The 14,428-nt window shown below is 62.3% G+C and carries 7 protein-coding genes and 1 pseudogene; 2 read left to right on the forward strand and 6 right to left on the reverse strand.

Features of this window, described 5'->3' with window-relative positions; translation table 11 throughout:
• Nucleotides 1–167 precede the first annotated feature (167 nt).
• Together J3U87_RS25080 and J3U87_RS25085 are read right to left on the reverse strand one after the other, a co-directional pair.
• Nucleotides 168–773 (reverse strand): sigma-70 family RNA polymerase sigma factor, encoded by a 606-nt coding sequence (locus J3U87_RS25080; RefSeq protein WP_237378530.1) that lies wholly within the window; start codon nt 771–773, stop codon nt 168–170.
• A gap of 92 nt (nt 774–865) precedes the next feature.
• The gene (locus J3U87_RS25085) at nt 866–1,345 is read right to left on the reverse strand and encodes an ArsI/CadI family heavy metal resistance metalloenzyme (RefSeq protein ID WP_237378531.1); all 480 of its coding nucleotides are present in this window, start codon (nt 1,343–1,345) and stop codon (nt 866–868) included.
• 133 nt (nt 1,346–1,478) lie between these two features.
• Here J3U87_RS25085 and J3U87_RS25090 point away from each other — a divergent pair, with 133 nt between their 5' ends.
• Together J3U87_RS25090 and J3U87_RS25095 are read left to right on the forward strand one after the other, a co-directional pair.
• Nucleotides 1,479–1,925 carry a TerB family tellurite resistance protein gene (locus J3U87_RS25090; RefSeq protein ID WP_237378532.1) on the forward strand — a complete coding sequence of 149 codons (447 nt, stop codon included), beginning with the start codon at nt 1,479–1,481 and terminating at the stop codon, nt 1,923–1,925.
• Between the two features lie 132 nt (nt 1,926–2,057).
• Nucleotides 2,058–2,267: a hypothetical protein gene (locus J3U87_RS25095; RefSeq protein WP_237378533.1), complete on the forward strand. Its 210-nt coding sequence runs from the start codon at nt 2,058–2,060 to the stop codon at nt 2,265–2,267.
• A 1,053-nt stretch (nt 2,268–3,320) separates the two neighbouring features.
• Here the strand turns inward: J3U87_RS25095 and J3U87_RS35375 are convergent.
• From J3U87_RS35375 to J3U87_RS25110, 4 genes and pseudogenes are all read right to left on the reverse strand, one after another.
• A pseudogene (locus J3U87_RS35375) lies at nt 3,321–3,616 on the reverse strand (hypothetical protein); the annotation flags it as partial.
• Nucleotides 3,617–4,242: 626 nt separating this feature from the next.
• On the reverse strand, nt 4,243–5,994 hold the full coding sequence (locus J3U87_RS25100) for a sigma 54-interacting transcriptional regulator (protein ID WP_237378534.1): 1,752 nt from the start codon (nt 5,992–5,994) through the stop codon (nt 4,243–4,245).
• Nucleotides 5,995–6,087: 93 nt separating this feature from the next.
• Nucleotides 6,088–13,452: a non-ribosomal peptide synthetase gene (locus tag J3U87_RS25105; protein ID WP_237378535.1), complete on the reverse strand. Its 7,365-nt coding sequence runs from the start codon at nt 13,450–13,452 to the stop codon at nt 6,088–6,090.
• Nucleotides 13,453–13,778: 326 nt separating this feature from the next.
• Complete coding sequence (locus tag J3U87_RS25110; protein WP_237378536.1) at nt 13,779–14,351, reverse strand: ECF-type sigma factor; 573 nt, start codon at nt 14,349–14,351, stop codon at nt 13,779–13,781.
• Nucleotides 14,352–14,428: the final 77 nt, after the last annotated feature.

The raw sequence follows: 14,428 nt of genomic DNA on the forward strand, positions 1-14,428 counted from the left end.
CGGATATGGGATCGAGATTCGGATCGCGAGGCTCGATACCGACCTTCCCCGGACGGTGCGCTTCGGCAGCGAACCGCCCAAGCACCGTTCCTGCGGGAACACCTTCTCCCAACGGCACCCACGCCACTTTTCCGATGAGTGGTCGAGGGCATGAGCCGGGACGGCATTCAGCATGCCGTCCCTTTTTTTTGTGCGGTGTTCTCGGGGCGGCAGCGGTTGGGTTGGCAGCCTTTTGGATGGTTCCGTTGCCAATCCGAGACGCGGCCCTCGCGGTCGAACTGGAAACGGCAGCAGTCGGTGAGGGCCTCCGCCAGCAGGCGACGTCCCCGTTGGACGCGCGACTTGGCGCCGGGCACGCTCAGGTCCAGTTCCTCGGCCACCTGCTTCATCGAGCGATTCTGGAAGTCGGCGAGGTCGACCGCGATCGCGTACTTCTCCGGAATCAGCGACAGCATCGGTTCCAGCCAGGAGGCCACGCGCTGCTCCGCCTCGGTGACCTCGGTCTGGTCCAGGGCCGGCAGCGATTCGGCCTCCAGGTTCTCGTGGCGATTGGCTTTGCGGTGATGGTCGTAGATCAGGTTGCGCACCACCGTGAAGAGCCATCCGGTGGGGTTGCGGTTCTGCGGTGGGCGTTCCATCCAGCGCACGAAGGCTTCCTGCAGGATGTCTTCGGCCTCGTGGGGATCGGCGATCCGTTTGAGGATGTAGCCCCGCAATCGCTGGTGGAACTCCAGCCAGATTCGTTCGGTTTGTTCGGTCATGGGTGTCGACAAGATGATGGGTCCTCGTTGGGTGGGGCGGTGCACCGCCTCGTGGGGCAGGGGACCGAAGCGCCGAGCCGGCGTGGCGCTCGATCCCGGTCAGGTCAGGTACAACAGCCGGCTGGTTGTGCGGCCTGAGCGGCGATGACGGCGGGATCTGCGGGAGAGTTGGCATCCGCCTCCAGCACCACGAAAAACTCGAGCTGGTTGCCGTCCGGATCGGCAACCCAGAATTTATCTTGAAGGGCGTAGCAGCACACGTGGTTTTCCTCGACCGACTTGACCAGGCCGGCCTCTTCGAGTCGGGCGTGGACGGCCGCCAATTGCTGGGTGTTCTTCAATTGTACGCCCAGATGGGAAAGGGTGCCGCCCGAAACCGGTTGCCCCTGGTTGAGGGTCAGGTTGAGCGAGGGTTCGCGAACCTCGTATTTGGCGTAACCGGGGCGAACTTTGGTCGGCGCCTGGTCGAGGATTCGGGAATAGAAGGCCATCGAGCGGTCGATGTCGGCCACGGACAGGGCCAGGTGAAAACGGGCGTTACCTTCGAAGGAAACGGCGCTTTGGCGAACGGGTTGGGAGTCCATGTGATCCTCCGTGTTTTTGGATACTTCGTCTGATTAACGGATGAGGTCCGGGTTGGATGCAAGATTTTCCCGATGGGGTCGAAATTGGGTAGAATAGAACCTCGACCAATCGAAATGAACACAGGAGATCGCCATGGTGAGAGGGAATCGCGCCCGGGCTCGGGCAGCCGCGGTCAAGGTCATGGCGAAGATGGCTTTGATGGACGAACGTTTTCGCGCTTCGGAACGCGCGTTTCTGAGGGACATGATGCCACCGCCGGCGGATGACGCGGCCATCGATCGGCTGCTGGAATCGGTGCGGCACGAATCCCTGGACAGCCTGACCTCCGAGATTCGCACCTACGAGGACCGCTTTTTCATCGCACTGCGGGCCTTCGCCATGGCACACGTCGATCGCGATTACGACAGCCGGGAAGAAAAGGCGTTTCTTCGCCTGGTGACCCTGTTGGGGATCAAGCCGGAGGATCGCAAACTGATCGAGGAGACCCAACAGCGCGATCGCCACGAAACCGATTTCGAACCCAATCCGCGGTTGGAGCAGCTCTTCGTGCGCAGTTCCTTCGCGCCGATGGCCAAGTGAGCGGGACCGTGGCCCCCATTCCGCTTCTCGCTGCGATCGAGGTTCGAGACCCACACCTCCTGGCTCGGCAGACCCATGGCTGAACCGCAGCCATCGCGGAAGGCGCTTCGGCGCGGGTGTGGCGCAGGGTGCTTGACGGGCAGCGGCGGCCTGATCGTCGTGTACGCGATCATCGCCTTGGCCGTATCGCCCGTGGGCGAGGGGCCCGAGGAGATGGAGCGGGCGATCGAGACAGGCGTTTCCATCGGTCAGGTGGGCTTTCCCCTGGTATGGATCGCCGCTTGCGCCATCGGCTGGCACGTTTATCGGCGGGCGAAGGAAAAAGTCGACGATGGAGGATGAGTTGCCATCCCCACCAGCCGTGACTTCGGATGAACACCACCCAGCGCCTGAGAAATCATCGCTCACCAGAATGCGACCCAAGGATCCAGTGGTTTCGCGGCGGCGGGTGCCCCTGTAAGCACGGGCATTTGGTAAACAACCGAGGCCGCATGGATGCACACGGCCGGAAACACCATGCCATGGATCGTGGGGACAAAAAAATAGGGGTCTACGAGAGACCCCATAAGGTGGCACACTTAATGGTTTGTGAAAGAGCCACTGAGGAAATCGGGAAAAAAAGGGGTCCGAGAAGGACCCCTCAAGGGTGGCACACTTGTGGTGTGTGAATGAGCCACTGAAGGAAACTTTTAATTTGGGAAAAAAATGGGCCTGGGTTCGCCAGGCCCAAGATGGCACACAATGATGTGCGAATGAGCCACTGAGTTAATCGTTACAAAAAGTTGTTACTTGTTCTCGTCGAAAATAATGGAGGTGCCTTTGTCTCTGCCCTCCTTATAGCGAGCCTCGTGCCAATTTGTATGAGTCAATACTTTCAAGGGTTTAGGGGATTTTCGTAGCAATCGGATGAAAATGGCCTCTTTTTGGAAGTGCGATGCACGAAAATGCAATGTTTTGTGCGGATGAATTTTTCAAATAAACCTATGATCTTGCATTTACTTATGAGTTTTAATTTTTGCATAGTTTTTTCTTGCGACCCTCGAACGCGGTTGGACGTCCTTTTGTCGGCGACTTGACGCCTGCATGGTCGTGAAATCTTTTCATGTTCCTTTCGCAGTGATTCGGCCCGGGCAAACCCGTATCGATGTCGCGGACACTTCATCCTGACCGCTGGGAGTGACGAGCGAGAAGCCCGACGGTACGGGTTTAGCTAGAGATAGATAACACTATTATTTTGTGACTGTTAAAAAGACATAGGGCGTAAACAGAATCGTTCCCGGGCGACCCGGATGGACCTGCAGGGAGGAGTCGAACCCAGCGGGGATCGCGTGATCCTGGCCAAATCGGGGTTGATGCACGGTCGAAGTGCGAAACGCGCCGATTGCACACCAAAATTCATTTGCACGATTTTGCAAGGTTGGGGAACCGAACACTTGTTCTGCACGATTTTGCAATGTTTTGAATGGCTCCCCAGTAAACGGTGTCGATGGGAAGCGAGCGCACGTGCTTGCCCGTGGCCGCGAAGATCGCGTTACAGACCGCGGGTGCGACCGGCGGCGTGCCGGGCTCACCGACGCCGGTGGGGGGCTGTCGGAGGCGACCATGTGCACTTCGATCGTCGGCATCGCGCTCATGCGCAGCGCACGACAGTTGTGGAAGTTGGATTCTCTGACCTTGCCGTTCTCCAACGAGGTAACGGAGGAGGAGTTGCTACTGCGGATGATGGACCAGAGTCAGGGAAGTCATATTTAAATGGTTGTGTACGAAAGGTTTAATGTGATGGGCTTCGCAGATTTTTTTACCACGGAGTCCACAGAGAAAACGGAGGAGGAGTTGCTTCTGCGGATGATGGATTGGCAATTTGAGGAATGGAAATGTTTATGGTAAGGTGTTGTAATTGAATACTTTAAACCTTAGGCGTATGTTGGTCGTAGTTGCGGCTAAATATTAGAAATGAACATAGGAAGATAGTTGATCAAAATCATCGGCTGAATCGACAAGGTATTGAAAGATATTAGTAGATTGAAAACCATAATAAAATAGAAATATCTCAATGTGTTGTGTTGTGTTGAATTTTATAACGTCACAATGTACTAATTCAAAAAAAATGAAAATCTTGTTGAGTGCCAATGATTCTCGCCTCCATCCTGCACTTGAAGGAAATCACCCAACTGAACTCTTTCCCATGTCGGGAAGTGCCGTCTCCTCCGCAACTCCGTGTGTGTTCTTCTCCGAGAACTTCGTGAACTCAGTGGTAGAAAAAAAACCAACGCATGGTCACCCAAATACCTACGAAGCACCCCCCTCCAAGCAAACCTCAATCGATACCGAACTTCTTCATCTTGCGGTACAGCGTCGAGGGATTGATCCCCAACTTGGCCGCGGCCAAGCCTTTGCGGAAGTTCACGCTTTCCAGCGTGCGCAGGATGTGGTCCTTTTCCGTATTCGCCGGTGGCCGCATCTGCACCCCGGAAGTCCGCGTCTGCATTTCCTTGGGCAGGTGCTCCAGGTGCAGCGTGCTGTCCGAGCACACCGCGAAACTGTACTCCAGCACGTTGACCAGCTCGCGCACGTTGCCCGGCCAGTTGTGCTCCATCAACCGTTGCAGCACGTCCGAGGACATGTACTTGACCTGGGTGTGGCGGCGTTTCTTGAACACTTCGATAAAGTAGTGGACCAGGTGCGGGACGTCTAGGATGCGCTCCCGCAGCGGCGGCAGATGAATCGGGATGACGGCCAGGCGGTAGTAGAGATCTTCGCGGAACCGGTTCTCCTGAACCAACTTCTTGAGATCTTTGTTGGTGGCGGCCACGATGCGCACGTCCACTTCGATGGTGCGGTTCCCGCCGACCCGCATGAACTTGCGTTCCTGCAACACGCGCAGCAATTTGCCCTGCATGCCGTAGGGCATCTCGCCGATTTCGTCCAGGAACAGGGTGCCGCCGTGAGCCATCTCGAAGCGCCCGATCTTGGTTTGGCCGGCGCCGGTGAAGCTGCCTTTTTCGTGGCCGAAGAACTCGCTTTCCAGCAGCTCGGCCGGAATCGCGGCGCAGTTCACGGCCAGGAAGGTGTGGCGCTTGCGGTTGCTTCGGTCGTGCAGCTCGCGGGCCACGAGTTCCTTGCCCGTGCCGCTCTCGCCGATGATCAGCACCGTCGCATGGGTATCGGCGACCTTGTCGATCAGGTCGAAGACCTCCTTCATCTTGAGATCGCCGCTGATCATGCGTCCGAACCGCTCCTTGTCGGAAAGGGCGAACAGTTTGTGCTCCTCCTGGCGCAGGTCGCGAAACAGGAGAATCCAGCCGGGCTGTTTGTCGTTGGGCGAGAAGCGGTTGATGGTCAGCGCGATGGGAATGGTGGTGCCCGGACTGCGCTCCACGTGGGTCTGGATGTTGGTCAGCTTCGAATCGGTGGCCACGCAGCGGTCCAGCGGGGCACCGGGCTCGGTGAACGCCTCGCCCAACACCTCGTTGACGCGCAGGCTCAGCACCGCCGATTTGGGCACGCCCAGGATGGTGCAGGCCTTGGCCGAGATCATGCGCACCCGCAGGTTGTGGTCGAGCACGATCACGCCCTCGGGAATGCTGTCGAAAACCGTGCGCAGCAGGCGCGAATGGCGCTCGGTGGTCTGGATCTGGCGGCGCAGGTCGCGGGCGTAACGATTCAGGGCCAAGGCGCGTTTCACCTGGCCCTTGAGGATCAGGTAGTTGACCGGTTTGACCATGAAGGCGTGCACACCCAGTTGGTAGCAATCGGAAATCACTTGCTGGTCGTCGGTCGAGGTCAGCATGATCACCGAGTGGGACTGGACCCCCTCCGACTCGACCTGGCGCAGAAAGTCGATGCCGTTCATGTGCGGCATGTGGTAGTCGAGCAGGATGAGCTGGGGCTGGTGGCGACGCAGCAGTTCCAGGCCTTCCTTGCCGTCTTCGGCCTGGTGGACCACCAGGTTTTCCTGTTCCAGTTGGTCGACGACCAGGTGGCGGGTGACCGAATCGTCGTCGACGACCAGAACCTGGGCGCTGCTGTGGTCGAGTGGCTCGTCTCGAGAATCCAAAAGGGAGTTCATGAAATGATCCGATGTGAGAATCCTGTGTGATTTAAGAATAGCAGGAACGGTCGGCGATTGGGAATCGCTGGAGCCGTCCTCTGCACTTTCACATCAAATCTCGAGCTCCTCGCGGTCGTCGTCCTCCTCGGGGGCGATCGGCGTCCGGGCCGCCAGTTCCAGGGCCGTCACGTGTTCGGTCAGGGCCGCCGCGGTCTGCCGGTCGTAGATGACCCGAACCGACAGGTCGATTCCGCGCGCCTCACCGATGCGTCGGGCCAGCCGGACGGCCGTCAGACTGTCGCCGCCAAGCGCGAACAGGCCGGTATGGCGGCCGAAATCCAGATCTCGTTGGAGCAGCTCGGCCATGAAGGTGGCGATGTTCATTTCCAGGCCGGGGCGCGGCGGTGCTTCCTCCGCCTCGCGGAGCACGGGGTTCTCCGGCGCGGGCAGGGCTTTGCGATCCACTTTTCCGTTGGCGGTGAGGGGCAGTCGATCGGCGAACATCCAATGGTTCGGTACCATGTAGGTCGGCAGGCGTTCGCCCAAATGGTCGCTCAACCGGGATGCCAGGTCGGTTGGGGTCGAGCCGGTGGATTCCACGGGTTCTTCGAGCTGTGCGGCGTCGGTGGCCTCCGCCAAATCACCCGATGCCGGTTGGGCCGGCAAGGCCCCGCCCAGCATCGCGTGAAGCGGCCGGTAGCGTTCGTCCAAGTCGAGCAGAATGCGGCTTTTCTCTTCGTCGAAACCACCGATGGGGCAGGTACCCAGGCCGACGTGTGCGGCCTGCTCCATGATCGATTGAACCATGGCGCCGCATTCCACCAGGCAGAGGTCGCGCCAGCCGGATCCGTAGATCTTGGCGACCACCTCGCGATCGGCGGCCAGCACCAGGGCGAAGGCCGCGCTTGCGAAGATCGGCGCGTTGGTGCCGGTGAACATCCGGCCGATCTGCGCTTCGCCATCGGCTTCGGTGGGGCGCCGCACCAGCCGGCCTTCGCGGGGATCGTGGACGTACCAGCCGGGGTCCAGTCCCGCGATGCGCGCCCCGCGCACCCACAGGTGGGCCCGCACGGCGTACAGGCTGCCTGCCGATGGGTACCGGTACTTCGGCAGCGCCCGCCAGGAGAAGGAGCGTTGGTCGAGGCAGGCCAACAGCTCGGCCATTCGGGAGACCGGCAGGGGTTCGGTTGCGAAGTGCCTGTGACTGGCCCGCTGCAGGTAGCGCGCGTCGTCCTCCGCCGGAACCAGGCTGCGAAGCGATACGGATGGCCAATCCGGTTCCCAGCCGGAAAGGCCCGGCTGGCCGAGTTTGTAGGCTGCAAGCTCGGCCTCGCGTTCGCTAGGTTCGGCGGTGTCGCCCGCTCGAATCGCTTCTACCGCTTCTTGGGGCACCACGTGGGCCACCAACGATTTGCCGTCGAAGCGATTTCCGCTGACCACGACCGCCGCGGATTTGACATCCGGGTGCGCCGTCAGCACGGTTTCGATTTCGCCCAACTCCACGCGGAACCCGTTGATCTTGACCTGGAAATCGGCTCGACCCAGGAACTCGAGGTTCCCGTCGGCGAAATAGCGGGCGAGGTCGCCGGTTCGATACAGGCGCTCGCCCGTCTCGGGATGGGTCAGGAAACTGGCCGCGGTTTTCTCGGGATCTTGCCAATACCCGTCGGCCAGGCCCACGCCCGCGATGTACAAATCACCGCCGACACCGTCCGGGCGTGCGGCCAGGTTCTGGTCGAACACATGGAAACGCTGATTTGCGAGGGGCTTACCATAGGGGATCGACGGTCTGCCGGCATCCTCCGCCGCAATCGGGTGGAAAATCGACCAAATCGAGGCTTCGGTCGCCCCGCCCAGGCTGATGGCCTGCAGATCCGGTTGGAAGCGTTGCAGGCGCGGCACCAGGTCCGGCGGGATCCAGTCGCCGCTGAACATGGCCAACCGTAGCGGGAGTCGGTCCGGTGCCGCCTGTTCTTCCTGGTATTCCACCAGGAGGCGACCCAATGCCGGTACCGAGTTCCAAATCGTGACGCCGTGACGTTCCAGGAGTGCCATCCATTGGGCCGGGTTCGGCTCCGTGCCGGGCAGGACGAGCTGGCCGCCGGTGCCCAGGACCCCGAAGATGTCCCAGACAGAGAGGTCGAAACTCAGCGAGGAAATGCCCAGCACGCGGTCGTCGCTGTCGATCTGGAAGCGGCGGTTGATGTCCATGACGGTGTTGATGGCGGCGCGGTGGCGGATCATGACGCCTTTGGGGTCGCCGGTGGAGCCCGAGGTGAAGATCACGTAGGCAAGATCCTCGGCGCCCGCGCGCGGCAGATCGACTTCCAGGGAAACGGCCGATTCGGCGCCCTGGTGCGCAACCGGATAGAGGCGCAGGCCCGCCGGCCAGGTGTGGTGATCGGCTTCCAGATCCGGTTGCACCAGCACTTGGCGGACGCGGCCGATCTCCAGCATGCGCGCGATGCGGTGTGGCGGAAGGGACGCGTCGATCGGCAGGTAGGCGGCATCGGCCAACAGCACGGCAAGCGCCGCGACCACCTGCTCCCATCCCTTGTGCATCACGATCGCGACCAACTGGTTGGGACAGGCACCATCGGCTTTCAGGCGATGTGCCAAGAGCCGGGCCCGGTGGAGCAATTGCCCGCGCGTCAGGCAGTGATCTCCGTCCAAGACGGCTGGCGCGTCGGGGTTTTCGAGCGCGCGGTGAATCAGGGGACCGTGCAGCGGCAGACCCGGTTCGGCGCGGGCCGTGTCGTTCGCTTGTTCGCGGCGGGCAGCCTGACGGCGCGGCAACGGGACCGATAGCGGTTCCCGCGTCCAGAGCGAGGCGTCGAGCGCCAGTCGATCCAGCAGGCGCGTGTAGGAGGCGAACATGTCGTCCACCATGTCCGGCGGGAACAGAGATTCCACTGCGTCCCAATTCAGACTCAGGTCACCGTGCTGTTCGGTCACTTGGTGGTCCAGCCAGACCTGCGGCGTTTGCGAAACCGAAAACACCTCGTCCAGCCACTCGGGGATCGCCTGCGTATCCTCCGCCTGGAGGCCCAAGGTGCTGGTGAACACCACCGGTAGGACCAGCGGGCGACCACCGTGTCGGCGCGACCATTCGCGCATGACGGTGATCGAACTGACCTGGCGGTGGTCCAGATCGGACCAGAGCTGCCGTTGCAGGCGCTGGGCGCCGGCGCCGAACGAAGGCTCGGCATAGGGTTCACAGGCCACCAGCACGCCGGTCGTGAAATCGCCCAGAACCCGATCGATCTCGGGGTGGTGCGGTGGCCGGTTGAACAGGGTCAGGTTGAGGGTGAAACGCGGTTGCTCGCTCCACATGGCCAACACGCGGGCGAATGCGGCCAACAACAGGCCGGAAGGGGATAGGTTGTAGCCGGCGCCCAGCGCTTTCAGGCGTTGCCAACGGGCGCGGGGCATGGTGTGGCGACGCGACACGAAGTGCGGCCGATCGATCGTGGCCGGATCCACGGCCAACGGGAGCGCCGGCGCCGCCGGCAAGTCCGCCAGGCGATCGCGCCAGTAGGCCAGCGAGGTGTCGTAGCTCGCGTTTCGCTTGGTCTCGGTTTCGGCCAGCACGCAGTCTCGAAAGGTCAGGGTCAAATCCGGCAGGTGCGAATCGGGGTTCTGGTAGAGCTGCGACAGTTCACGACCCAGGAGGATCATGCTGGCGGCGTCGGCGATAATCGCGTCGAAACTGAAATGAAGTCGCGTGCGACCACCGTCCAGCAGGCTGGCGCGGACTTCCATCAACGGCCAACGTTCGGGATCGAACACGTGATGCGACATGTGCTCGCGGATCTCGGCCAGGGCACTGGCCCTGTGCGCGTGTTTGCGTCCGCGAAGATCCGCTCGCTGAATGCGGAACGGCGGCACGCTGGGCAACACGCGCTGCTCACCCTCCGCGGTGACCACCGCGCGAAGCATGTCGTGTCGTGCCACCAGGCGTTGCATCGCGGCTTCCAGGCGATCCACGTCCAGGTCCTGGCCTTCCAGTTCCACATAGCCGTGAGGCGCGACATTGCCGAGCGTGAACGCCGATTTGCGGCCCATCCAGTAGGCCTGTTGCATTTCCGTCATCGGGAAGGGCTCGAAGCGGCGTTCGGGATCGGGGCGTAACGCCGGGATGTCGGCCGAATCGCCGGTAGGCATCGCACCGCGAGTTCGCAGGTGGCGGGCCATCTGCGCCAGGGTGGGTGTGACGAAGAATTGGCGCAGGGAGAGGGAGACGCCGAGTCGGCGCGACACCTCGTGAATCACCTGAAGACCCAGGAGCGAGTGCCCGCCGCGCTCGAAAAAATCGTCCTCGCGTGCGAGGGCCGTGCAGCCCAGCGCCTCGCACCAAATGTCCTGCAGGGCGAGTTCGATCGGATCGTTCGGCGGTTCGGTGCCTTTTGTCGTACGTTGGGGTTCCCATTGGGGTGGGGGCAGCAGGCGCGCGTCGACTTTGCCGCGGGTGTCGGTCGGTAGGGTTTCGATCGGGGTGAACACCGCGGGAATCATCGCCGGCGTGCAGCGCGACTTCAAAAAGTTTCGCAGACATTGGGGCCAATCGGCGCGGCCCTGGAACGCGGGCTCGAGCACCACGTAGGCCGCCAGGACCGGGACGTCGGGATCGCGTTCCAGCCGGATGACCAGCGCGTCGCGCACGCCGGTACAGGCGCGGCAGGCGGCCTCCACCTGGCCCGGCTCGATGCGGATGCCGCGGATCTTGACCTGACGGTCCAGTCGGCCCAGGTAGTGAAGCCGACCGCGTGAGTCCCGACGAACGCGGTCGCCGCTGCGGTAACACCGCGCCCCGGGCCGACCGCCGAAGGGGTCCGGCACGAAGGCTTCCGCCGTTTCGCGGGGTCGGTTGAGGTACCCGATGGCCAGGGTTCCCGCGAGAACCAGCTCGCCGGGTACGCCGGCGGGTTGGGGGGTACCGTACCGGTCCCAGACTTGGGCGGTGCGGCCGGGCAGTGTCGTGCCCAACGTGATCGGATCAGCGGCCCGCAGCGCTCCGCTCGACGCGGTGATCACCGCTTCGGTGGGACCGTAGGCGTTGATCAGCGCGATACCGGACCCGCACCAGGATTCCCAGAGCTCGGCGCTCTCGGGTGGCGGCGCTTCGCCACCCAGGATACAGAGCCGCAGGTCTTGGGGCGGTTGTTCCGCTTCCCTCGCGTGACGCATCCAGGCGTGCCAATAGGTAGGCGGCAGGTTCATCACGCTGATACGGTGGCGTTCCAGAAACTCCGAAAATCGCGGGATCGGAGTGGGGTCCGGGCCGCGCAGGACTACGGAGGCGCCCGAGGTCAGGGCGGCCCAAACCTGCTCCAGGGCCGGGTCGAAGCCGGCTCCGGTGAATTGCAGCACGCGGTCCGCGGCGACGATGTCGTAGCGACGCGCGGCGGCGCGGCAGTGTTCGACCAATGTGCCATGGGCGACCCACACTCCCTTGGAAGGGCCGCTGGATCCCGAAGTATAGATCAGATAGGCCGGCAACTCGGGTGCCGGTTGCGGCAGGGATCCTTCGTGTCGGGTGGATCTTGGCGAAGCTGGATCGAGCAGGGGCACCTCGGAGGGCATGCCCGCCGGGCGGCGATCGGCCAGCAGCAGTGCCGGTCGGCTGTCCGCCGCGATCTGTGCCACCTGTTCGGCCGGACGATCGGCTTCCAGCGGCACGTACACCGCCCCCGCTTTGAAAAGGGCGAGCATGGCGACCAGATCCAGGGGATCCCGTCGGCTGAGTACGATGACGAAGTCGCCGATGGACACGCCCGCCGCCCGGATATCCGCCGCGAGATCGCTGGCGGCTCGATCCAAGGCCGCGTAGGTCGTGCAGGCACCCGCTTCATCCACGACGGCGACGGCTTGCGGGGTACGCGCCACCGCGCGCCGCCAATCCTCCAGGACCGATGTGGCCGGTGACGAGGTGGGTTCGATCGAAGGTGGGCCGGACGGCGGGGCCAGCGGCATCCGCATCACCGGTCGTTGCGGATGGGCCAGCAGCTCCTTTAAAAGGAAGCGCAGTTGATCCGCCATGGTCGAGATGGTCGAGGCCTCGAAAAGATCGGTGGCGTACTCCAAGAATCCGCGGATCTCATCCTGTTCCGGCCAAGCCGTCAGGGTCAGGTCGAAACGCGCGAACCGCGAGGGGATCGGTATTTCCCGGGCCGTCAGCTCCGCCATGGGCGCGAACGAGAGCGATTCGTCGTGCCAACTGATCATGGCCTGGAACAGCGGCGAGCGGCTGAGATCGCGTTTGGGATTCAGCGCCTCGACGATGTGGTCGAAGGGCACCTCGCCGTGGCCGATGGCGCTGGTGATGCGATCTCGGGTGGTGCGAACCAGCGTGCGGAAGTCGGGGTCCGCGTCGAGGCTGGCGCGCAGGACCAGCGTATTGGCGAAGAACCCGATCAACTCGGCGGTTTCGGACCGAAGTCGATTGGATACCGGGAACCCCAGCAACACCTCGTCTTGGCCGCTGTAGCGCGACAGCAGGGTGGCGAAAGCCGCCGAGAGGATCGCGAAGGGCGTGACCGACCAGAGACGTGCGCCGGTTTCGATGGCCGAACGCAGCGAGGGATCCAGGGTGAGCGGCAGGCGATCGCCGCGAAAGCTCTGGGCCGCCGGACGGGGGACATCGGTGGGCAGGTCGAGGACGTGGGGCGCTCCGGAGAGGCTGCGCCGCCAGTAGTCCTGCTCGTCGGAGAGGTGTTCGGGCGTAAAACGGGCGCGTTGTTCGCGAGCAAAATCGGCGTACTGCAGGTGAAGTGGCGGAAGTGGTTCGACGTTTCCTTCCCGAAAGGCCTGGTAGTGGGTCCGCAGTTCTTCGTAGAAGATGGGCCAGCTCGTCGCGTCCGAAATCAGGTGATGGGTGTTCACCACGAGGACGGTGCGATCGTCCGCCATGGCGCAGACACCGATGCGCACGGACAGATCCGATTCACAGTCGAAGGGGAAGACGGCTTCCTTTTCCAGCAGTTCGGCGAGCGACCGATCCCGGTTGGATTGCGATTCCTGGCGCCAGTCGCGCCAGGTCAGGACGTCCGCGGCCCGTTCGGGCGAAAGCACTTCCTGAACGGGTTGGCCGTCGACGCAGGGGAAGCGGGTCCGCAGGATCTGGTGTCTTTGGATCAGGGCCGCAGCGGCGTGTTCGAAGGCCGCGCGATCGAAGGGGCCGCGCAGTTCCAGGGCGGAGAGTTCGTTGTAGAGGCCGGGCACGGGCTCGATGCGGTGAAGCAGCCAGAGTCGCTGCTGTGTCAGGGAGAGCGGCTCGAGCGGGGCGGCGGGCTGTTCGCGTAGGTGGGCGATCAGGGCTTCGCGCGCTTCGGCGATCCGTTCGCGGAGCTGGGTGTCGAGCGCGCCGCGCGGTGCGCGGAACCGCAGCCGATCGTCCTCCAACCAAAGATGGATCTGCTTTCGTTCCAGCAAGGACCAGAGTTCGGAGAGCGAGGCGTGGGCGCTTTCGGGCGTCATGTGGGGCTCCTGAAGGGATAAGAGGGGAGGCAGAAGATGGCGGGCAAGCAGGGGAGCGAACCGAAACCGAGGCGGCGAAAAGCAGCGACTCGGATTCACGGGTGAAAAAGAGGGAGGTGTATTTCCATTCTAGTGCATGTTTTCCCTTGGCGGGGGCGAAATCCCACGGAGGATCCGGTGCAGCGGTGCCGTGAGCGGCGATCCGCCGTGCCGGGAAAGCCGGATATCCGGAAGCCGAGCCCCTCGGAACTCGAACGACTCGGAACTCGGGCATCAGGGGTGGTTCACCGGCAGGCCGCGGCAACGTCCCCGCGCTCGAGCCTCGATCAGTGTGGTTCCGCTTCCAATTTTTCCCGTAATAACGCCAATGCAAAGCCGTATTTTCGGTTGACCGTGATGACTGGCACTTCCAGCAGCTCCGCGACCTCGCGGATCGTGAAACCCGCGAAGGTTCTCATCTTGACGATGCGCACGAGCAGCGGATCCTGGGTTTCCAAATCCGTTAATAAACGATCCAGTACCAACACCGAATCGACGTCGAGGTTCCACGGCTCGTGCCCTTCCTCGATACTCACCCGCACCCATTCGCCACCGTGTTTCTGGGTCTTGCGCCTGCGCGATTCGTCGACCAGCCATCGATAGCATGCCTGGGATGCCACGTTCAAAAAATGGCGGCGATTCCTCATTTCCACCGATTGCTTGCCCATCATCAGGATGCAGGCCTCGTTCAGCAACTCGGTGGTGTCCAGTCCGGAGCCGCGGAACTCTTTGGCCAAGTTGCGACGCGCGATCGTCTTCAAACTGTCGTAAACGCGTTCGATCAAGATGTCGAAGGCTTGACCATCGCCACATTGCCATTGCCGGATCAAATCGGTAGTCTCTAAATATTTTGTGGACAAAGGGTTCCTCGCAACGGGTTCATCTTGCACATATTAGCAGTTGCGCGTGTATTGTTAACCCCGATCGTGAGTCGTTT

The organism is Sulfidibacter corallicola, from assembly GCF_017498545.1.
Classification (GTDB): Bacteria; Acidobacteriota; Holophagae; order Acanthopleuribacterales; family Acanthopleuribacteraceae; genus Sulfidibacter; species Sulfidibacter corallicola.